18 protein-coding genes are annotated in these 19,345 nt (G+C 71.7%); 9 read left to right on the top strand and 9 right to left on the bottom strand.

The window, feature by feature from the left end; all coding sequences use genetic code 11:
- Positions 1–63 precede the first annotated feature (63 nt).
- Positions 64–927 (top strand): inositol monophosphatase family protein, encoded by an 864-nt coding sequence (locus BJY18_RS11170; protein WP_184779909.1) that lies wholly within the window; start codon positions 64–66, stop codon positions 925–927.
- A gap of 126 nt (positions 928–1,053) precedes the next feature.
- On the opposite strand, the gene cei is transcribed toward BJY18_RS11170, so the two are convergent.
- Positions 1,054–1,761, bottom strand: a complete 708-nt coding sequence (gene cei, locus BJY18_RS11165; protein WP_184779908.1) for an envelope integrity protein Cei — start codon at positions 1,759–1,761, stop codon at positions 1,054–1,056.
- 511 nt (positions 1,762–2,272) lie between these two features.
- Between cei and BJY18_RS11160 the strand changes: the two genes are divergently transcribed.
- Positions 2,273–2,581 (top strand): DUF4193 domain-containing protein, encoded by a 309-nt coding sequence (locus BJY18_RS11160; protein ID WP_091617885.1) that lies wholly within the window; start codon positions 2,273–2,275, stop codon positions 2,579–2,581.
- A 197-nt stretch (positions 2,582–2,778) separates the two neighbouring features.
- Here the strand turns inward: BJY18_RS11160 and BJY18_RS11155 are convergent, their stop codons facing one another.
- Positions 2,779–3,264 carry a DUF3093 domain-containing protein gene (locus tag BJY18_RS11155; RefSeq protein ID WP_312873815.1) on the bottom strand — a complete coding sequence of 162 codons (486 nt, stop codon included), beginning with the start codon at positions 3,262–3,264 and terminating at the stop codon, positions 2,779–2,781.
- A 24-nt stretch (positions 3,265–3,288) separates the two neighbouring features.
- Between BJY18_RS11155 and dut the strand changes: the two genes are divergently transcribed.
- On the top strand, positions 3,289–3,792 hold the full coding sequence (gene dut / locus BJY18_RS11150; RefSeq protein ID WP_184779907.1) for a dUTP diphosphatase: 504 nt from the start codon (positions 3,289–3,291) through the stop codon (positions 3,790–3,792).
- On the top strand, positions 3,792–4,463 hold the full coding sequence (locus tag BJY18_RS11145) for a DUF3710 domain-containing protein (RefSeq protein WP_184779906.1): 672 nt from the start codon (positions 3,792–3,794) through the stop codon (positions 4,461–4,463). The genes dut and BJY18_RS11145 overlap by 1 nt, the downstream gene beginning before the upstream one ends.
- Positions 4,464–4,532: 69 nt before the next feature.
- Here BJY18_RS11145 and BJY18_RS11140 read toward each other — a convergent pair whose 3' ends face one another.
- Positions 4,533–5,240: an alpha/beta fold hydrolase gene (locus tag BJY18_RS11140; protein WP_312873814.1), complete on the bottom strand. Its 708-nt coding sequence runs from the start codon at positions 5,238–5,240 to the stop codon at positions 4,533–4,535.
- Between the two features lie 101 nt (positions 5,241–5,341).
- Here BJY18_RS11140 and BJY18_RS11135 point away from each other — a divergent pair, with 101 nt between their 5' ends.
- Both BJY18_RS11135 and BJY18_RS11130 read left to right on the top strand, forming a co-directional pair.
- Entirely contained in the window at positions 5,342–5,722 is a 381-nt protein-coding gene (locus BJY18_RS11135; protein ID WP_184779905.1) for an OB-fold nucleic acid binding domain-containing protein, read from the top strand.
- Positions 5,723–5,731: 9 nt separating this feature from the next.
- The gene (locus tag BJY18_RS11130; RefSeq protein WP_376774653.1) at positions 5,732–6,496 is read left to right on the top strand and encodes a DUF3159 domain-containing protein; all 765 of its coding nucleotides are present in this window, start codon (positions 5,732–5,734) and stop codon (positions 6,494–6,496) included.
- A gap of 131 nt (positions 6,497–6,627) precedes the next feature.
- Here the strand turns inward: BJY18_RS11130 and BJY18_RS11125 are convergent, their stop codons facing one another.
- Both BJY18_RS11125 and BJY18_RS11120 read right to left on the bottom strand, forming a co-directional pair.
- On the bottom strand, positions 6,628–7,284 hold the full coding sequence (locus BJY18_RS11125) for a potassium channel family protein (protein ID WP_184779904.1): 657 nt from the start codon (positions 7,282–7,284) through the stop codon (positions 6,628–6,630).
- Complete coding sequence (locus tag BJY18_RS11120; RefSeq protein ID WP_184779903.1) at positions 7,284–7,949, bottom strand: potassium channel family protein; 666 nt, start codon at positions 7,947–7,949, stop codon at positions 7,284–7,286. The genes BJY18_RS11125 and BJY18_RS11120 overlap by 1 nt, the downstream gene beginning before the upstream one ends.
- Positions 7,950–8,100: 151 nt before the next feature.
- On the opposite strand from BJY18_RS11120, the gene BJY18_RS11115 reads away from it, so the two are divergent.
- On the top strand, positions 8,101–10,158 hold the full coding sequence (locus tag BJY18_RS11115; RefSeq protein ID WP_184779902.1) for an APC family permease: 2,058 nt from the start codon (positions 8,101–8,103) through the stop codon (positions 10,156–10,158).
- Positions 10,155–11,345: a class I SAM-dependent RNA methyltransferase gene (locus tag BJY18_RS11110; protein WP_184779901.1), complete on the top strand. Its 1,191-nt coding sequence runs from the start codon at positions 10,155–10,157 to the stop codon at positions 11,343–11,345. Before BJY18_RS11115 ends, BJY18_RS11110 begins: the two co-directional genes overlap by 4 nt.
- 7 nt (positions 11,346–11,352) lie before the next feature.
- On the opposite strand, the gene BJY18_RS11105 is transcribed toward BJY18_RS11110, so the two are convergent.
- Entirely contained in the window at positions 11,353–12,399 is a 1,047-nt protein-coding gene (locus tag BJY18_RS11105) for an ABC transporter substrate-binding protein (RefSeq protein ID WP_184779900.1), read from the bottom strand.
- Positions 12,400–13,048: 649 nt separating this feature from the next.
- On the opposite strand from BJY18_RS11105, the gene BJY18_RS11100 reads away from it, so the two are divergent.
- On the top strand, positions 13,049–14,539 hold the full coding sequence (locus tag BJY18_RS11100) for an alpha/beta fold hydrolase (protein ID WP_184779899.1): 1,491 nt from the start codon (positions 13,049–13,051) through the stop codon (positions 14,537–14,539).
- A gap of 60 nt (positions 14,540–14,599) precedes the next feature.
- Here BJY18_RS11100 and BJY18_RS11095 read toward each other — a convergent pair whose 3' ends face one another.
- Genes BJY18_RS11095 through BJY18_RS11085 form a run of 3 tightly spaced genes read right to left on the bottom strand, consistent with a single transcriptional unit; the run spans position 14,600 to position 19,182 of the window.
- On the bottom strand, positions 14,600–16,147 hold the full coding sequence (locus tag BJY18_RS11095; protein WP_184779898.1) for a GMC family oxidoreductase: 1,548 nt from the start codon (positions 16,145–16,147) through the stop codon (positions 14,600–14,602).
- A complete protein-coding gene (locus BJY18_RS11090) occupies positions 16,144–17,667 on the bottom strand; it encodes an APC family permease (RefSeq protein WP_184779897.1) in 1,524 nt (507 codons plus the stop codon). The genes BJY18_RS11095 and BJY18_RS11090 overlap by 4 nt, the downstream gene beginning before the upstream one ends.
- A gap of 45 nt (positions 17,668–17,712) precedes the next feature.
- A complete protein-coding gene (locus BJY18_RS11085) occupies positions 17,713–19,182 on the bottom strand; it encodes an aldehyde dehydrogenase family protein (protein ID WP_184779896.1) in 1,470 nt (489 codons plus the stop codon).
- Positions 19,183–19,345: the final 163 nt, after the last annotated feature.

Here is a 19,345-nt window from a genome sequence, read left to right as displayed (position 1 = left end):
GACGTGGTCCCTTCTCGCACGATTCAGAAGTCTGCTGCGGAGACTTTAACCGGATGTGGTGACATGGCGGACGTGGGAGCTGACGAGTTGTTGCTGAAGAGTGTCGCCGAGCAGGTCGCGGCCGACGCCGCGGTACTGGTCCGGTCCGCGTGGGAAGCCCTGCGCGCCGGCGGGGACCTGCGGGTGGACACGAAGTCCGCGGACACCGACGTGGTCACCGCCGCCGACCGCGAGTCCGAGGAGCTGGTGCGGGAGCGGCTGGCGCGGCTGCGTCCCGGCGAGCCGGTGCTCGGCGAGGAAGGCGGTACCGGGGTCGGTACCGGAGCGGGCGGTGCCGGCGAGGACGGTGCGGGGGAGGCGCGCGGTGGCGTCACGTGGGTGGTCGACCCGATCGACGGCACGGTGAACTTCCTGTACGGCCTGCCCGGCTTCGCGGTATCGATCGCCGCGCAGGTGGACGGGGTGTCGGTGGCCGGAGCGGTGGTCGAACCGGTCAGCGGCCGCCGCTGGACGGCCGCGCGCGGCGAGGGCGCCTGGCTCGACGGCCGGCGACTGTCGGTCTCCGCCCCGGGTCGGCTGGACCTCGCGCTCGTCGGCACCGGATTCGCGTACCTGCGCGAGCGCCGGATCCGGCAGGGACAGCTCGTGGCCGGGCTGCTCGGTGAGGTGCGGGACATCCGCCGCCGGGGCGCGGCGTCGCTGGACCTGTGCGCGGTCGGCGCGGGCTGGCTCGACGCGTACTTCGAGCACGGCCTCAACCGCTGGGACTGGGCTGCGGGCGCACTGGTGGCCGAAGAAGCCGGCGCGACGGTGCAGCTTCCGGGCTCGGCCCCGGATCTCGGCGAGGACGCGACGTTCGCCGCGACGCCGCCGATCGCCGCGCAGCTACGCGCACGGCTGGCTGCCGGAGGCGCCGCCGCCGTCTGACCCGGTGACCGTTGTTCCGTCCTGCCCGGGAAGCCCGTGAACGCCCTCTTGAGGGAATCTGATTCCGTGAAGGGGCCTCACGGACTCTGGTCCCGGGCAGGCCGCCGTGGTGCGTGGCGCGGGTGGTCAGCAGGTGACGTCGCGGGCGGCGGCGAGCAGGGTCTGGTCCACGACCGGGGCGCTCGCGTCGGCGGACTGCTCACTGCCGCCGCCTCCGGACGGGTGGGCGTGGGACCAGTCGGTCAGCTGCTTGAGCACGGTGCGGGCCTCGGCGCGGGGCTGGATGTCGGTGAACAGCTTGCCGGTGACGAGGTCGACGCTCGCGTCCTTGCGGTTGTCGAGGACCAGCTCGGCGCACGGCACCACCAGGCTCACCGTGCGGGCGGCGGCCGCGCCGTTCTCGCCGTAGCGGATCTGGCCGCGGCAGCCGGCGTCGCCGTCGGGGTAGGCCGGGTCGTTGCCCGGCTCGGCGGTGCCCGAAAAGCCCAGTTCGCGCAGTGCGGTGGTGGCGATGCCGCCCTGGCCGCGGGTGGTGCTGGCGTTGAGCACCTTCAGCGCGACCTTGTCCGGCGGAACGGGGGCGCGGTCGTCGAGGCCGTTGTGCGGGACCGTGGTGTAGGTCGTCCCGGCCGGTGGTGCGGGGGCGGGTGTGCAGCGCACCGCGTCGTCGATGTCCCCGCGGCCGACCACCGCGTTCACCCAGACGAAGACCGCGCCGAGGGCGAGCACTCCGATGACGATCAGCGCGGGCAGTGGCCGGTGCTTGCGATAGGGCCGCGCAGCCCGGTTGCCCGAGCCGTTCCCGGGCGCCCCCGAGCCGTTCCCCGACGCCACTGCCCCGTCCCTTCCCCAACGCGGAGGTCCCCGTGGCCCCGCTGTAGCCGACGGTGTACTCACCGGAACCGTCGTAGTGCGTGAGCCTAAGCGTTACACCCCGCCCACGGTGGCGCGGGGCACGTTCGTCCCGGCCCCGCACCGGAACCCGCGTCCCCGATCGGGGCGATCGCACCACGCGGGGTTTCCCGGGAGCAAGCCTGCCGGTCGGCCGGGTGACCTCGGCGACGCCGGGGCAACCCGAACGGATGATGTGCGTCTCACCTGCGCATTCCCCCTGCCGGGTGACGTGTGGGGGGCATTGCCCGACTCGGTGTGGACCGCGCCGGACGGTGAGCTACCCTTCCCGGGCTCCGGCCGCGGAAAGCGGGCCTCGCCTGCTGAGACCTCGGTCACTGCGCGCGCCGGGCACAAACCGGGGCGCTGGAACGTTGACCAGCGGCACGACCGGATCCGGGTCCGCCCGGGGCCGGGGTAGACGACAAGCTGATTCGCAGGGGTGAGGGACACCATGGCTACCGACTACGACGCTCCGCGCCGCAGCGAAGCCGACGAGCTGGCCGAAGACTCGTTGGAGGAGCTGAAGGCGCGGCGCAACGAGAACCAGTCCGGCGTCGTCGACGTCGACGAGGACGCGAACGCGGAGAACTTCGAACTGCCCGGCGCGGACCTGTCCGGGCTCTCGGGCGAGGACATGACGGTGAAGGTCGTGCCGAAGCAGGCCGACGAGTTCACCTGCTCCGTGTGCTTCCTGGTGCACCACCGCAGCAGGCTCGCCGAGGAATCCGGCGGCCGGCTGATCTGCCGCGACTGCGCCTGAGCGCCCCCGGACGGGGCGGCTCGAGGGGATCCACGGCCACCGCCGGGGAACGGGATCAGGGGAACCACAGTCGCGGCAGCGGGGGCGCACGCCGCACGAGCTGGGTAAAGAGGGCCGGCCCACCCGGGCCGGCCCTCTTCCGCGTCCGGAGGCCTCGCGGACGCGTGGTCCGGCCGGCCGGCGGAAGGGAAGCCGGTTCAGGCCTCGCCGCGGAGCAGCTTCGCCACTCGTTCGGGTTTGCGGGTGCTGAAGAGCCAGTACGGGGTCGGGTCGGCGGGGTCGGTCAGGCGGATGCGGACCGCCGGGCCCACCCAGCCGCGGTGCAGGACGAAGGCGGCCGGGTCGCCGTCGCGGCCCAGTGCGTGGCGTTTGGCGTCCCCGGTCAGCACCTCGGGCTCGCCGGCGAAGCGCAGGGGCAGGTGGGCGTCACCCACCCACAGCTCCGGTTCCGCGCCGCCGCTCACGCGGACCCGGGAACGGCCCAGCGACAGCAGCAGCGCCGCCATCACCAGCACCGCCACCGGAAGCGGGATCCACACCGGCACCGACGGGTACCCGAGGTGGATCTCGATGCCCAGCAGGACCGCCCCGAGCATCGGCAGGAGCCATCCCCACCACGGCACGTACAGCCGTTCGGAATGCCGGACGGCGCCGGGCACGGCGGTGTTCACGCGATCAGCCACGCGACCAGGGTAGTCTCGCCGCCCGTGTCCAGCGTTCAGGTACTCCTCCAGCGGCTCGACCCGGATGTCCCGCCGCCCGGCTACGCGCGGCCCGGCGACGCCGGGGCCGACCTCGTCACCACCTCGGATATCGTGCTCGGGCCCGGGGAGCGCGGGGTGGTCGGCACCGGGATCGCGATCGCGCTGCCGCCCGGGTACGCCGGGTTCGTGCATCCGCGCTCCGGCCTCGCCGCCCGTGCCGGGCTGTCGGTGGTGAACACGCCCGGCACGATCGATTCGGGGTACCGCGGTGAGATCCGGGTGTGCTTGATCAACCACGATCCGCGGGAGAAGCTCGCCCTCTCGCGCGGCGATCGGATCGCGCAGCTCGTGGTGCAGCGCGTGGAACAGGCGGAGTTCGTCGAGGTCGCCGAGCTCGGCGGCAGCGAACGCGGCGCGGGCGGCTACGGCTCGACCGGCGGGCACGCCACACTGGGGGGACAGACGCCCGGCAGCGGCGGCGACAGCGGGGAAGGAACGGAGCACTAGTGGGGATTTTCGGACGCAGGCGCGGATCCGGCGGCAAGGGCCGGGACCCGGAGGCCGAGCCGGAGGGCACCGGCGCCGCCGCCGACGCTGATGCCGCCGGCGACGCGATCGAACCCGAGGACCAGCTGTCGGAGACCTCCGACGGGCCGTTCGACGCGGCCGAGGCCGAGGACGACGGGATCCCGCGGATCGACCTCGGCTCGGTGAAGGTGCCGGTGCCGGACGGTTCGCAGGTGCAGGTCGAGATGGACCCGGACGCGGGCGGCGTGCGCGCGGTGCACATCGTGACCGAGCACGGCCAGGTCACCGTGAGCGCCTACGCCGCGCCGGGCTCGGGCGGGCTGTGGCGCGAGGTGAGCACGGAGCTCGCCGACCAGCTGCGCGCGGACGGAGCGAAGGTCAACGTCGGCCGCGGTGAGTGGGGCATGGAGCTCTCGGCCATCGTCGGGGACGTCGGGCTCCGGTTCGTCGGCGTCGACGGCCCGCGGTGGATGCTGCGCGGCGTGATCGCCGGACCGCAGTCGTCCGCCGCGCAGGCCCCGGAAGTGCTGCGAGCCATCGTGCGGCGCACTGTGGTCGACCGCGGTAGCTCGCCGATGCCGGTGCGCAGTCCGCTGCCGATCACCCTGCCGGAGGCGGTCGCCCAGCACATCGCCGAACAGCAGAACTGAGCAGCCGGACCAGCCGGCTCGCACCGGAGTCCGTGAAAGCCCCTCGCGGCTTCACGGGCACGGCGTCGTTCAGCGTGCTCGCAGGTAGGCCAGCACCGTCGCGCGGCCCAGGGACTCGCGGTCCGCGCCGAGTGCGGTCAGGGTGGTCTCCGCGCACGCGGCGTGGGGCAGCGCCTCCGCCCACGTGCGGGCGACGGCGGCCGGGTGGACCGGGTCGTCGGTGCACGCGCCGATCCCGGCCGGCACGTTCAGGCCCCGTAAAGCTGCGAGGGTGGGCGCCGCCCGGCCCGCCGCCACGCGGAGTCCGGCCTCCAGTCCGTCGCCGTGGCGCGGCCAGGCCCGGCCCAGCTCCGCGGCGAGCCACGGCGGGCTGCCCGCTTCCGCTTGCGCCAGCGCGGCGGACACGCCGTGCGCGGCCACCAGATCCGCGGTGAACGTCGCGGAGAGCGCGGCGGGTGCTGGGCCGGGTTCGCCGTACCAGGCCGGGAGAGCGGCGAGCAGGCCGGCGCAACGGCCCGGATGCGCCACCGCCCACTCCGCGGCGAGGTGCGCGCCGAAGGAGATCCCGCCGGCCAGCACCGCGCCGTACCGCGCGGAAAGCCGGTCCAGTGCGTCCAGGAAGCCCTCGGCGAGCCCTTCGCCGGGGACCGGGGCCGGGGTGTGCAGTGGCACCCCGAGCGCGGCCAGCGGACCGGCGAAGACCGACCGCACGAACACCTCGTCGGAGCCGGTCCCCGGCAGCAGCACGGCGGCCGGGACGTCGATTGCGGACGTCACGTTGCGATCTTGCCGCAAACCGGTTTCCCTTGCTGGGACCGCAGCTACGCTGGAGACGCACGGGCCGCCGAAGCCGGGGCCCCGGAGCACAGGAGCACACCATGTCCGCCAAGGACGGCGGCTACTTCAGCCGGCTGGTTCGCAAGCTGACCAGCGACGTCGAGGAGCTCGACGCCGACGAGATGTCCGAAAGGTCCGGGGCCGAAGGTGCGCAGCGGGCCTGTGACTGCCGCTCCGGCGAAGAGGTCACGGTGCTCGGCAGGTTGCGCAGTGTGGAGCTGTGCCCGACCGACGGCGCGGCGACGCTGCAGGCGGAGCTGTTCGACGGGACGCAGGGCGTGACGCTAATCTGGCTGGGCAGGCGCCGGATCCCCGGCATCGAGCCCGGGCGCACCGTCAAGGTCCGCGGCCGGATGGCCGAACGGGATGGGCACAAGGTGCTCTACAACCCGTACTACGAACTCCAGAGCCCCGTAGGGTGATCGACACTCGTGACTGAACCCGCCCCCCGCGACGACCGGGACGCGCCCGGATCCGACGAGCCCGGCGAAAGCGAAGAGCCGCAGCGGCAGCCGACGCTGCTGGAGCAGATGGGCGGGCTGTCCGGCCTGTTCTACTCGTCCCTGCCGGTGATCGTGTTCGTGCTCCTGAACGCGTTCTTCGGGCTGACCGTGGCGATCTGGGGCTCGCTCGGCAGCGCGGTGGCGATCACCGTGCTGCGGATCGTGCGCAAGGAGCCGCTGCAGCCGGCCATCTCCGGGTTCTTCGGGGTGGCGATCGCGGCCTTCATCGCGTTCCGCACCGGTTCGGCGAAGGGGTTCTTCCTCTTCGGCATCTGGTCGAGCCTGGTGTACTGCGGGGTCTTCGTGCTGTCCATCGTGGTGCGCTGGCCGCTGGCCGGCGTGGTGTGGAACGCGCTGAACGGCACCGGCAACGCCTGGCGCAAGGACAAGCCGTCGCTGCGCGGGTACGACATCGCCACGCTCGCGCTCGCGCTCGTCTTCGCCGCCCGGTTCGTGGTGCAGCGCTGGCTGTACGACAGCGACTACACCGGCTGGCTCGCCTTCGCCAAAATCGCGATGGGCTACCCGCTGTACGCGCTGGGCCTGCTCGTGGTCGTGTGGGCGGTCCGCCGTTCGGACAAGCGACTGAAGGCGGTCGCCGAAGCGGAACCGAAGCCGGAAACCGACGCCGAGGTCGAGGCACGGCTGCGCCGCAAGTACGCGGAAGCCCCCACCCCGGCCCCCGACGCCTGACCGCGCTTCACCCTGACCTCACTTCAGCAGGGTCCGTGAAGGCCTCCTCGACGGACTCCAGGTCCCTGAAGGAGGCCTTCACGGACTTCCGGCCGGCAGCCGCGAGGGGACTCAGCAGCGCCGAGGGGACTTCAGTAGCCCAGTGCGGACCGGATCTCGGGCTCCACGTCCGAGGTGGCCACGAACAGCAGCTCGTCGCCGGCCTCCAGCGGGTCCTCCGGCTGCGGCACGATGACCCGGTCGCCGCGCAGGATCGTCACCAGTGCGGCGTCGCGTGGCAGCGACAGATCGCTCACCGGGCGGCCCGCCAGCGGCGTCTCCTCGGGCAGGGTGATCTCCACCAGGCTCGCCTGGCTCTGCCGGAACGTCATGAGCCGCACCAGATCGCCGACGCTCACCGCCTCCTCGACCATCGCGGCGAGCATCCGCGGGGTCGACACGGCCACGTCCACGCCCCAGGCGTCGGTGAACAGCCATTCGTTGCCGGGGCTGTTCACCCGCGCCACCACACGGCGCACCGCGAACTCCGTCTTCGCCAGCAGCGACACCACGAGGTTGGCCTTGTCGTCGCCGGTCGCGGCGATCACCACGTCGCAGCGTTCGATGCCGGACTCCTCGAGGATGGACACCTCGCACGCGTCGCCCAGCACCCAGTCCGCCTGCGGGACGGACTCCGGCTCGAAGTGGTCGACCTCCCGCTCGATCAGCATCACCTGGTGGTTGCCGTCGATGAGCTCGGTGGCGATGGACTGCCCGACGGCGCCCGCGCCCGCGATCGCGACCCGCATCAGTCTTCCTCCTCCGGGGCGCGAGCGGCCACGCTCGTCACGTCACCGACCGTGCCCGAACGCGCCGCCACCCAGACGACGTCGTCGGCCTGCACCACGCTCTTGCCGTCGGGCAGCACACCGGTGCCGAACCGCATGATGAACGCCACCCGTGCGCCGATGGCCTGCTGCAGCGCGTTGACGCTGTGCCCGACCCAGCCCTCGTGCAGCGGCAGCTGCAGCAGCGCGACGTTGCCGGAGGGGTCCCGCCACGCCGAGGCCACGCCGTCGGGCAGCAGGGTGCGCAGGAACCGGTCGGTGGTCCACGGCACGGTGGCCACGGTCGGGATGCCGAGGCGCTCGTACACCGCGGCCCGCTTGTGGTCGTAGATCCGCGCGACCACCTGCTCGATGCCGAAGTTCTCACGGGCGACCCTGGCGGAGATGATGTTGGAGTTGTCCCCGCTGGACACCGCGGCGAAGGCGCCCGCCCGTTCGATGCCGGCCTCCACGAGCACCTGGCGGTCGAAGCCGACGCCGACCACCTGCTGGCCGTGGAAGTCGCTGCCCAGCCTGCGGAACGCCTGCTGGCTCTTGTCGATGACGGCCACCTCGTGGCCGAGCCGCTCCAGCGCCGCGGCCAGGGACGCGCCCACGCGGCCGCATCCCATGATCACCACGTGCACGTACAGCCTCCTCGCGAGGTATGGATGGCCCGTTGCCGGGTACCCTCTGACACCAGCGCCGAACCTACCTTGCCCCGCCCCGGTCAGCTCCACCGTCCTCCCCTCCACCGCACTCGGCGCTGCAGCCGTGCCCGGCTGTAGATTCGTGCAGGTGTCGAAGTTCCCGACCGTGCTGAAGCGGCTGGTCCTCGGGCGTCCGTTCCGCAGCGACCGGCTGGCCCACACCCTGTTGCCGAAGCGCATCGCGCTGCCGATCTTCGCCTCCGACGCGCTGTCCAGCGTGGCCTACGCGCCGGAGGAGATCTTCCTGACCCTGAGCTTCGCCGGCCTGTCCGCGTACGCGTTCGCGCCGTGGATCGGGGTCGCTGTCGCCCTGGTGATGCTGACGGTCGTCGCCTCCTACCGGCAGAACGTGCACGCGTACCCGAGCGGCGGCGGCGACTACGAGGTCGCCGGCACCAACCTCGGCGGCAGATTCGGCCTCACCGTGGCCAGTGCGCTGCTCGTGGACTACGTGCTGACCGTGGCGGTGTCCACCTCGTCCGGGGTGGCCAACATCGGCTCTGCCATTCCGTGGGTGGCCGAGCACAAGGTGATCACCGCGATCGTCATCGTCGCCGTGCTGAGCGCGCTGAACCTGCGCGGGGTGCGCGAATCGGGCAAAGCGTTCGCGATTCCCACCTACGGCTTCATCCTCGGCATCCTGGTGATGGTCGGCTGGGGTCTGGTCGAGGCCGCCACCGGTACCGAGATGCGGGCCGAAAGCGCGGACTTTCAGCTGCACTCCGAGGGCAGCTGGACCGGGATCGCGTTCGTCTTCCTGATCCTGCGGTCGTTCTCCTCCGGCGCGGCGGCGCTGACCGGGGTCGAGGCGATCAGCAACGGCGTCCCGGCCTTCCGCAAGCCGAAGTCGAAGAACGCGGCGACCACCCTGCTGATGATGGGCGTGCTCGCAGTCACCATGCTGGTGGGCATCATCACCCTCGCGGTGATCACCAAGGTGAACTTCGCGGACAAACCGGCCGAGCAGCTGCAAGGCGCGCCGCCGGGGTATCAGCAGAAGACGATCGTGGCGCAGATCGCGCACGCGGTGTTCGCCGACTTCCCGCCGGCGTTCTACTACATCTCCTTCTCCACCGGCATCATCCTGCTGCTGGCCGCGAACACCGCGTTCAACGGGTTCCCGGTGCTCGGCTCGATCCTCGCCCAGGACCGGTACCTGCCGCGGCAGCTGCACACCCGCGGCGACCGGCTGGCCTTCTCCAACGGCATCCTGTTCCTGGCGATCTTCGCGCTGGTGCTGATCATCGCGTTCGACGCAGAGGTCACCCGGCTGATCCAGCTCTACATCGTGGGCGTGTTCGTGTCCTTCACGATCAGCCAGGCCGGCATGGTCCGGCACTGGAACCGGTTGCTGCGCAAGGAAACCGATGGGTCTGCGCGACGGCGGATGCGGCGCTCGCAGACGGTGAACGCGATCGGGCTGACCATGACCGGCACCGTGCTGGTGATCGTGCTGATCACCAAGTTCCTGCTCGGCGCGTGGATCGCGATCGCGGCGATGGTGGCGATCTTCGTGCTGATGACCGCGATCCGCAAGCACTACGACCGGGTGGCCGAGGAGCTCAAGGAGCTCGACGAGACGCCGACCGTGCTGCCCTCGCGCAACCACGCCATCGTGCTGGTGTCCAAACTGCACCGTCCGACGCTGCGGGCGCTGGCCTACGCCAAGGCGATGCGCCCGGACGTGCTCGAGGCGGTCACGGTGAACGTGGACGACGCGGACACCCGCAGGCTGACCCAGCAATGGGAGGCGCACAAGTTCCGCGTGCCGCTCAAGGTCGTCGAATCGCCGTACCGGGAGATCACGAAACCGGTGCTGGACTACGTGAAGCGGGTGCGGGGCGACAACCCGCGCAACGTGGTCACCGTGTTCATCCCGGAATACGTGGTCGGACGCTGGTGGGAACAGGTGCTGCACAACCAGAGTGCCTTGCGGCTCAAGGGAAGGCTGCTGTTTCAGCCCGGGGTGATGGTGACCAGCGTGCCGTGGCAGCTGGAGTCCTCGCAGCGTGCCCTCGCCCGTGCGCGGCGGGCCCGCACCCGTCCCGCGGCCGGTGACGTGCGGCGTGGGGTCGGGTTCACCGGTCCCCGCCCGCCCGCTCCCGGCCCGAAATCCGCCGAATCGACCAAGGAAACCGCCGAATGACCGAGAACTGGCTGGGCCGCACCCTCGAACTGGAGATCGGCCCGGTGGCGCACGGCGGGCACTGTGTGTCCCGAGTGGACGGTCGCGTGGTGTTCGTCCGGCACGGCCTGCCCGGCGAACGCGTGCGCGCCGAGGTGACCGAGGACAAGGGCGGTGCGTTCTGCCGTGCCGACGCGGTCGAAATCCTGGCCGCCTCCGGGCACCGGGTCACGCCGCCGTGCCCGCTGGCCGCGCCGGGCGGCTGCGGCGGTTGCGACTGGCAGCACGCCGATCCGGCGTACCAGCGCGCGCTGAAGGCGGACGTGGTGGCCGAGCAGCTGCAGCGGCTGGCCGGGATCGAGCGGGAGGTGGTCGTGGAGCCGCTGGACGGCGACCCGCTCGGCTGGCGCACCCGCGTGCGGCTGGTGGCCGGCCGCGACGGCCGCGCCGGACTGCGCGCGCATCACAGCCACCGCGTGATCCCGCTGGACGACTGCCCGATCACCGTGCCCGGCGCGCTGGAGCAGCCGCTGTCGAAGCGGTGGAAGCCGGGTACCGAGCTGGAGGTCACCAGTGACGGCGAAGGCCAGGTGCACCTGCGCGAGCAGGCCACGGTGCACGGCCGTACCCGCGGCAAGCAGCTTTCCGGTGGCCTGGCCGTGCAGCACGCCGCGGACCGTGAATGGCGGCTCGACGCGCACGGTTTCTGGCAGGGGCACCCGCTCGCCGCGGACACGTTCGCGCAGCTGGTCGCGGAATGGGCTGCGGCCCCGCGTGGCGGGGTTGCCTGGGACCTGTACGCCGGGGTCGGCCTGTTCGCCTCGGTGCTGGCCGAGCAGGTCGGCCCGGAAGGCAGCGTGTACGCGGTGGAATCGGGCCGGCGCGCGGTGTCCGACGGCGAGCGCAACCTCGCCGATCTGCCGCAGGTGCGGTGGCATGCCGGACGGGTGGAGCACGCACTCGCCGACGCGCCGAAGCCGGTGGACGTGGTCGTGCTCGACCCGCCGCGCAAGGGTGCCGGCCGCGCGGTCGCCGACGCGATCGCCGCCGGCGAGCCGGACCGGATCGTCTACGTGGCCTGCGATCCCGCGGCGCTGGCGCGGGATCTCGGGTACTTCGCCGGGCACGGTTACGCGCTGACCGATCTGCGTGCGTTCGATGCGTTCCCGATGACGCATCACGTGGAGTGTGTGGCGCTGCTGCAGTAGCCCGGGGTCAGCGGGCGAGCGCGGCGGCGATCTTCGGCACGCACTCCTGCAGTCCGTAGGGCACGCTCAGCGCGGTCGGGAACGCGAGGGCGATCGCCGTCGCCATGTCGAGCGGGACGTACGCGCCGCGCTGCACCGCCGGGATCCGCTGGAACAACGGCTCCGCCTCCAGCCGTTCACGGCTGCCCTGCGTGGCGTAGGTCAGCACGAGCACGTCGGCGTCGAGCAGGTCCAGCCGTTCCGGGCTGATCTGCGAACGGCCGGGGATCGAGGTCTGCGGCAGTGAGGTCACCTTCGGCGACAGCACGAGCCCCAGCTGCGCGAGGAACAGCGCGGACGCGTCCTGCGCGCTGCTGATCGTGGTGACCGTGCCGTCGGCGACCACCGGGCCGATGGTGAACGTGCGTCCGGCGAACCCGGGGTTGGCCCGTTTCGCTTCGGCGATCCGGTTCTGCACCTCGGTGACGAGCCGTTCGGCGTCCGCGCCGTGCCCGAGCGCGGCCCCGATCCGGCGGGTGGTGACCTGCCAGGTGTCCTTGTTGTAGCCGGCCGCGGGCGAGATCGTGGGCGCGAGCGCGCTCAGCGTGGCGTAGTCGCGGGCCAGGCCCGGGCGATCGGTGCCGAGGATGAGGTCCGGACGGGCGGCGGCGATGCGCTCGAACGGGAGTTCCGCGCCGGAAAACAGTCCGGGCAGCCGGTTTCCGGCGCGGGCCTTGAGCCACGGCGAGAGCCCGCCCGGCAGGAAGGTGCTCAGGTCCGGCGTCAGCAGCGGCGTCACGCCGAGCGCGACGGCCGCGTCCGTGTCGCGGTACTGGCCTACCGAAACCACCCGCTCGGGACGGTGCGGGACGGTCGCGGTGCCCTGCGCCCCACGGACGTCGACGGGAAATCCCGGACCGGCTGTGCCCTCGGAGCCGCCGGAGTCGCCGGAGTGGCGGCTGCAGGCGGCGAGGGCGGCGGTGGCGGACAACGCGGTCGCCGCACGCAGGAAGCCCCGCCGCCCGACCCTGCCCGCGCGGGGCGGCAGCTCCGGACGAACGGCGAACCCGGCCACCTTCCCCGCTCGCCCTGCCGAGCCGGCAGCGGGAGAGGGCAGGACCCAACCGGTGGCGGAGTGTTCCCGAGCCGGGTCGGTGGGGTGCTGTGGGACCGGGTTACCGGCCCGCTGCCGGGCCGGGTCGGTGGAGTGCTGTGGGACCGGGTCACTGGCCCGCTGCCGGACCGGGCCGGCGGGACGGTGCCGGACTGGCTCGGCGGGGCGCAGCCGGACAGGCTCGGCCTCGGGGGATCTCCACGCAGGGGGCATGCGCGGATATTAGGTAAGGGTTGCCTGACTGGCAATGGCCCGGTATCCGGCCGCTGCTGGTCGGTGCTCACCGGCATCCCTCGCCGCCTCACGCCATCCCTCGCCGCTCATCGCCACCTCTCGCGATTCATCGCCACTCCTCGGTATTCATCGGCATTCATCGGCATTCATCGGCACAGCCGTGCCGGACGCCCCGCTTCATGCCGCTCCACTCCACACCGCCGCAGTGATCGTGGTCACATCTTGTCCGGACGAGAACCCGGCGACGTCCCCTCCGCGACTGTCCGGTCGGGTACGACGCGCCCGATGGCTGCCGGATCGTCGGCGAAACCGGTGGCGCGCAAGCTGATTCCCGTCACCGCCGCGGTGGCGGGGGTCCGGTCGAGGAGGGTGGGGAATGTCCCTGCGAAAAGTGGTGACGACAGCCGGTGCGGCGGTCGCGGTCCTCGGGCTCACCGCGCCGGCCGAGGCGGCGCCCACGCCGCCGACGTGGACGCCGTGCACGCAGCTCGCGCCGTCGTGGTCGAAGAACGCGGGCACGAGCGCCGAATGCACCACGGTGACCGTGCCGGTCGACTACGCCCGCCCGGACGGGCGGACGATGGAGATCGCCGTGGACCGGATCCCGGCGTCCGATCCGGCGCACCGGCGCGGGGTGCTGGTGCTGAACCCGGGTGGGCCGGGCGGCACCGGGATGGCGATGCCCGAGCAGATCCGCACCAGCCGGCTGGCCGCGTTGGCCGAGCACTACGACCTGATCGGCTTCGATCCGCGGGGTACCGGCTACAGCGCCCAGATCGGCTGCCAGGCCAGCGGTGGACCGCAGCCGCGGCCCGGACAGTCCGAAAAGGACCAGGCGCTGACCGGTATCCGCTGGAAGGCGGAGACCTTCGGCAGCTGCGTGGAGAAGGATCCGGAGTTCGCGCGCAGTCTCGGCGCGGTCACCGTCGCGCGCGACGTCGACGCGATCCGGCAGGCGCTGGGGGAGGAGAAGATCGACTACTTCGGCGTTTCCTGGGGTACCGCGCTGGGAGCGGCCTACCGGAGCCTCTTCGACGACCACGTCGGCCGGATGGCGCTCGATTCGGCGCTGCCCGCGGAGCTGGACCTCGACCGGTTCGAAGCGGCGGAGACGAAGGCGCACGACGAGAACGTGCACCGGTTCGCCGGCTGGATGGCCGAACGCGACGACGTACTGCACCTGGGCACGACCGCGGACCAGGTGTTCGCCACCGTGCTGGCCCTCCGCGACGAACTCGAAGCGCACCCGCGCCCGATCGAGGAGGGCGGGCAGCCGGCCACGCTGAACGGAACGTGGGTGAGCAACCAGGCCGGGAGCCTGTCACCGCAGTGGGGCTACGCGGCTTCGGCGCTCGCCGCCGTGCGGGCGGGCAAGAACCCGCCGCCCGACCCGCACGGCACGCAGCCGGCCGGCTTCGGCTGGGACGAAGAGCGTCCGTACGTGCTCAACCGGTTCGTGCAGCATGCGATCAACTGCGCCGACTCGACCGGAACCCGTGACCTGGAAGCGATGTGGCAGGACTTCAGCGTGCTGCGGCAGCGTTATCCGGTGTCCGCCGCGTCCGAGCCGATCTACGCCGGCAGCTGTGTGCAGTGGCCGGCACCCGGGAAGAACGTCGGCTACCGGCCGGGCCGCAGCCAACTCCAGCTCATCGCGCACCGCTACGAATCCGTGACGCCCTACCAAGGAACCTCGGAAATGCAGCGGCGCATCGGGGGTTCGGTGCTGACCGTGCAGAACGACGTGCACGCGTCGGTGGCCACGCTCGCCTGCGCGAGCGAGGTGACTCGGTTCTTCGAGACCGGGGAACCGGCCACCGGCAGCTGCGACGGTCCGCCGATTCCGGAACCGCAGCCGGTGCCGTGACCCGCCGTAAACCGCCGCGGCCCGGTACCAGCCGGTACCGGGCCGCAGTGGTGGGAAGCCTCAGCCGCGGTCCTCCTTGAGCATGTCGGCGCACTTCTCGCCGATCGCCATGGTGGTGATGCACGGGTTCACCGTGACCAGGAACGGCATCACCGATGCGTCGGCCACCCGCAGGCCCTCGACGCCGCGGACCCGCAGCCGCGCGTCGAGCACCGCGTCCGGGTCGCCGTCCGCGCCCATTCGCGCGGTGGACGCCGGGTGGTACACGGTGTTGTGCGTTTTGCGGATGTAGTCGGCTATCTCGTCGTCGGTCACGCAGTCGCGACCCGGTGCCAGCTCGACGCCGGCCCATTCGTCGAGCGCGGGCTGCTCGGCGATCGTGCGGGCCAGCTTCACACCGTGGGTCATCACGCGCATGTCGTGCTCGTCGGAGAAGTACCGCGGATCCACGCGGGGTTTGTCGCGGAAGTCCCGGGTGCGCAGCCGGACCGTGCCGCGCGACCGGCTGCGGGTGACGTTCGGGGTCAGGCAGAAGCCGTTCTCCGTGGTCGGGTAGCCGTAGCGCACGGTGTTGAGGTCGAACGGCACCGAACCGTAGTGGAACATCAGGTCCGGCCGGTCAAGGCCGTCCTCGGTGGTGGTGAAGATGCCGATCTCCCACCACTGCGTGGATTCGGTGACCATCGGCTGCAGCGCGTCCCACATGACCAGGCCCTCGGGGTGGTCCTCCAGGTTCGCGCCGACGCCGGGGGAGTCCACCAGCACGTCCACGCCGACCTCGCGCAGGTGCCCTGCCGGGCCGATCCCCGAGAGCATCAGCAGCTTCGGCGTGTCGATCGCGCCGGAGCTGACCACGACCTCGCGTCGCGCGGTGAGCCGCTCGCTGTGGATCAGGTCCGGGGCCAGCACCTCGACGCCGGTGCAGCGGCGGCCGTCGAACAGCAGCCGCTTGGCCCGCGCACCGGTGCGGACCTCCAGGTTCGGCCGCTTGCCCTCGATCGGGTGCAGGTAGGACACCGAGGCAGAGGACCGGGTGCCGTCCTCACGGGCGTTGATCTGGAACCAGTTCGCGCCGTGGGTCACGGTGGAGCCGGAGTTGAACTCGGTGGTCGGGATACCCGCCTGCTCGCACGCCGACAGCAGCGCCACGCCGGTCGGATCGTGCGGCGGCACGGACCGGATCGTCACCGGCCCGGAACGACCGTGGTGCTCGCCGGGCCCGTCATTGGTCTCCAGCCGCGTGTACAGCGGGAAGACGTCGGCCGCGGACCAGCCGGACAGGCCCATCGCGGCCCATTCGTCGAGGTCCTCCGCCGGGGCCCAGAACGCGATGCACGAGTTGTGCGAGGAACATCCGCCGAGCACCTTGGCCCGTGCGTGGCGCAGGTAGGAGTTGCCCGATTCCTGGGGCTCCACGAGGTAGTCCCAGTCGAACCCGGATTCCAGCAGCTCCATCCAGCGGGTCAGCGCCAGTACCTCCGGGGCCCCGGCGTCCGACGGACCGGCCTCCAGGAGACAGACCGTCACGTCCGGGTCCTCCGACAGCCGCGCGGCCACCACCGACCCCGCCGTGCCGCCACCGACGACCACGTAGTCGAACTCGCTCACCGGGAAACCTCCTCTTCGGACACGGGGGCGGCGTGGTCGGCCAGCACCCCGATCTTGTGCCGTTGCACGAACCAGTAGTAGGCGAAGCCGCCGGCGGCGAACACGCCGACGAACAGCACCGAGATCCACCGCAGGTACCAGTGGAACGGCGGGGACGCGTTGTAGATCTCGTTGCGCGGCCAGGCCAGGTTGATCGTCATCGCGCCGCCCCACAGGATCGCGAGCACGTTCACCGGCAGGCCCCAGCGCCCGAGCGAGAAGCGGCCGGCCGGGGCGTCCTTGCGCGGCCAGCCGCCACGCAGCCTGCGCACCAGCATCGGCACGGTCACCAGCAGGTAGGACAGGTAGATCAGGATGATCGCCAGGCTGGTCACCGCGGAGAAGATCTGCGTGGAGTTGATATTGAGCAGCAGCAGCGCGATCGCGAGCACGCCGATCACCACCGCAGGCAGCACCGGGGTGCCGGTCTTCTTGTTGACCCGCGCCAGTTTCGAGCCGCCGGGCAGCGCGTTGTCCCGCGCCATCGCGAACGCGATCCGGATCGCCGCGGTGTGCACGGCCAGCACGCACACCGTGATCGCGATGAACACCACGAACAGGAACACCCGCCCGATCGCCGGGCCGAGCGCGTCGGTGAGCACGAACTGCAGCCCCACCGTGCCCAGTTCGGGGGCGTTGAGGTCGCCGACGGCCATCAGCGCGAAGAGGATGATCAGCCCGCCCAGCACGAACGAGGCGACCAGCGCACGCAGGATCGCCTTCGGCGCGTTGCGGTGCGGGTTCACCGATTCCTCGCCGAGGGACGCCGCGGTGTCGAAGCCGTACATCACGTACGACGAGGCGATGCCCGCGATCAGGAACGCGCCGAGGTAGCCGGCCGAATGACCGGCGCCGGTGCCGTTGGTCTCGGTCACCACGCCCGGCCCGCGGACGAAGTGGAAGACCAGGAACACCACCAGCAGCACCGCGAACAACAGCTCGATGAACACCCCGGCGCTGTTGATCCGCGCCATCAGCTTGACGCCGAACGCGTTGACCAGCGTGGTGAACACGATCAGGATCCCGGCCAGCAGCACGCCGTTGGCCGCGTCACTGGTCCCGGTGCCGTCGCCGATGAACTGGAAGAACGAGGTGATCTGCGGCAGCGTGCGCTGATACGCCAGCGCGGTCGCGGAGATCGACACGATGGAGGCGAGCAGCATCATCCAGCCGGCCATCCAGGCCAGGTGCGGATTGCTGAGCTTCTTCGCCCAGTTGTAGACCGAACCGGCGACCGGGTACTGCGCGGCCAGCTCGGCGAAGCACAGCGCCACCATGAGCTGGCCGCCGAAGACCATCGGCCAGGACCACCAGTAGGCCGGCCCGCCCTCGGACAGGCCGAGGTAGGACAGCTGGAACACCCCGGTCAGCACCGAGATGTAGCTGATCCCGGCGGCGAAGGTGTGGAAGCTGCCCAGGGTCCGCTTCAGCTGGTTGGTGTAGCCGAACTCGCTCAGTTCGCGATCGCCGGTGTCGCTCAACGGCGTCCTTCCGTCCGGTGGGGATGGGGGTGGGGGAATCCGGGGTCAGCCGGCGAACCAGTGCTGGGGACCGGGGCGCAGGTTCTGGTGGATGTGCTTGACCTCGGTGTACTCGGCGAGGCCGGTGGGACCGAGCTCGCGGCCGAAGCCGGACTGCTTGTAGCCGCCCCATTCGGCCTGTGGCAGGTACGGGTGGAAGTCGTTGATCCACACCGTGCCGTGGCGCAGCCGGTTCGCCACGCGCTGGGCACGGGCCGCGTCGGAGGTGAAGATTCCGCCGGCGAGCCCGTAGTGGGTGTCGTTGGCGATGCGGACCGCGTCGTCCTCGTCGGTGAAGGTCTCCACGGTGAGCACCGGCCCGAACGACTCCTCGACGACCGCGGTGCTGCCCTGGCGCACCTCGTCGAGGATCGTGGGCAGGTAGTAGAAACCGTCGGCCAGCGCGGGGTCGTCGGGCCGCTTGCCGCCGGTGCGCAGCACCGCGCCCTCTTCCAGCGCGGTGGCCACGTACCGTTCCACCTTTTCCCGGTGCGCGGCGGAGATCAGCGGCCCGGTCTCGGCCCGCTCGTCGAACGGCCCGCCGAGGCGGATCCGTTCCGCGCGGCGCACCAGCTCGGCCACGAACTCGTCGTGCCACTCGCGCTGCACGATCAGCCGCGCGCCGGCCGAACACACCTGGCCGGAGTGCAGGAACACCGCGGTCAGCGCGTAGTCCACCGCGGTCTCGAAGTCGGCGTCGGCGAAGACCACGTTCGGGTTCTTGCCGCCCAGTTCGAGTGCGACCTTCTTGACCGTCGCGGCCGCGTTGGCGGCGATCAGCCGTCCCGTGACGAGCCCGCCGGTGAAGGACACGAGGTCCACGTCGGGATGTTCCGACAGCGGGGCACCGGCCTCCGGTCCGGCGCCCAGCACCAGGTTGCCGACGCCGCCGGGCAGCCCGGCCTCGGTCAGCAGCTTCAGGAACAGGATCGCGGTGTGCGGGGTGAGCTCGCTCGGCTTGAGCACGAACGTGTTGCCCGCGGCCAGTGCCGGCGCGATCTTCCAGACCGTCTGCAGCAGCGGGTAGTTCCACGGCGTGATGAGCCCGCACACCCCGACCGGCTCGTGCACGATCCGGCTGAACGAGTCCGGGCTGCCGGTGTCCACCACGCGGCCGGCCTCGTTGCCCGCAAGCTTGCCGAAATACCGCAGGCAGGCAGCGATGTCGGCCATGTCGTAGCGGCTCTCCACCAGCCGCTTGCCGGTGTCCAGTGACTCGGCTCTGGCGAAGATCTCGGCGTCGCGGTCGAGCAGGGCGGCCGCGCGCAGCAGCAGGTCACCGCGTTCGGCGGCCGCGGTGCCCGGCCACGGGCCGGTGTCGAACGCGCGGCGCGCGGCGGCGATCGCGGCCTCAGTGTCCTCGCGGGTCGCTTCGGCCACCTCGGCGACCAGGGTGCCGTCGGCAGGGCAGCGGATCTCGCGTCGCCCGCCCGCGCGCGCGTCCACCCATTCGCCGTCGATGTACAAGTCCGCCATGGGGTCCTCTCGGGCTCGGGGTCGGTGCGGATTATCGCGGCTACCCGGGGTGAGGCGCGACTTGGCCGATCAGGCTCACATTCGCCCGGTCGTGTCCTTGCGCGGAGGGCTGCGGCTGTGACGCGCGCCGCGGGCACCGGGGGGCCGGTGGCGGCCGTCCGTA

Origin of the sequence: Amycolatopsis jiangsuensis (genome assembly GCF_014204865.1) — a bacterium.
Lineage (GTDB): Bacteria > Actinomycetota > Actinomycetes > Mycobacteriales > Pseudonocardiaceae > Amycolatopsis > Amycolatopsis jiangsuensis.
This window is presented reverse-complemented; position numbering and strand designations above follow the sequence as displayed.

Coding starts and splice junctions, on each gene's coding strand:
- BJY18_RS11170 (WP_184779909.1), top strand. CDS start 64: ATGGCGGACGTGGGAGCTGACGAGTTGTTGCTGAAGAGTGTCGCCGAG.
- BJY18_RS11160 (WP_091617885.1), top strand. CDS start 2,273: ATGGCTACCGACTACGACGCTCCGCGCCGCAGCGAAGCCGACGAGCTG.
- BJY18_RS11135 (WP_184779905.1), top strand. CDS start 5,342: ATGTCCGCCAAGGACGGCGGCTACTTCAGCCGGCTGGTTCGCAAGCTG.
- BJY18_RS11125 (WP_184779904.1), bottom strand. CDS start 7,284: ATGCGGGTCGCGATCGCGGGCGCGGGCGCCGTCGGGCAGTCCATCGCC.
- BJY18_RS11110 (WP_184779901.1), top strand. CDS start 10,155: ATGACCGAGAACTGGCTGGGCCGCACCCTCGAACTGGAGATCGGCCCG.
- BJY18_RS11100 (WP_184779899.1), top strand. CDS start 13,049: ATGTCCCTGCGAAAAGTGGTGACGACAGCCGGTGCGGCGGTCGCGGTC.
- BJY18_RS11085 (WP_184779896.1), bottom strand. CDS start 19,182: ATGGCGGACTTGTACATCGACGGCGAATGGGTGGACGCGCGCGCGGGC.